The following is a 558-nucleotide window of genomic DNA, read 5'->3' as shown; positions in this document are numbered from 1 at the left end:
GACGTCGCCGGCCTTGAGCGCGGCGAGGGCGGCGGTGGGATCGGAGATGAACTTGAACGTCACGCGGGCCAGCGGCGCGGGCCGGCCCCAATAGTCGGGATTGCGGGTCAGGACGATGGAGTCGCCGCGCCGCCAGCCGGCGAAGCGGAACGGCCCGGTGCCGACGGGACGAGCCGCGGCTCCGGCGATGGAGTTCGGCGCCACCATCACCAGGCCGCCCCAGCCGAGGACGTCTAGCAGGCCGCCGTCCGGGCGGCTCAGGGTCACGCGCAGGGTGGCCGGATCGACCGCTTCCACGGCGCGGACCGCGGCCAGCTGCGGCCGCTGGGCGTTGGGCGAGGTCGGCGCGCGGGCCCGGTCGAGCGCGAACTTGGCGGTGGCGGCGTCGAACGGCGCGCCGTCGTGGAAGCGCACGCCGCGACGCAGGTGGAAGACATAGATCAGGCCGTCGGGCGAGATGTCCCAGGACTCGGCCAGCCCCGGCCGGACGCCGCCGTCGGGGCCGATGCGCACCAGCCCCTCGAAGACGTTGGCGTAGACCACCTCGTCGGTCGCCAC

At 74.9% G+C, this 558-nt stretch carries 1 protein-coding gene; it reads right to left on the bottom strand.

Annotated elements, in window-relative coordinates; all coding sequences use genetic code 11:
• A partial coding sequence (locus D1614_RS24685) for an ABC transporter substrate-binding protein (RefSeq protein ID WP_241558168.1) occupies positions 1-558 on the bottom strand: 558 nt, incomplete at both ends.

It is taken from the genome of Maribellus luteus (assembly GCF_003576475.1).
GTDB classification, from domain to species: Bacteria; Bacteroidota; Bacteroidia; order Bacteroidales; family Prolixibacteraceae; genus Draconibacterium; species Draconibacterium luteum.
The sequence above is the reverse complement of the archived record's forward strand: the minus strand, read 5'-3'. Positions and strand labels throughout refer to the sequence as shown.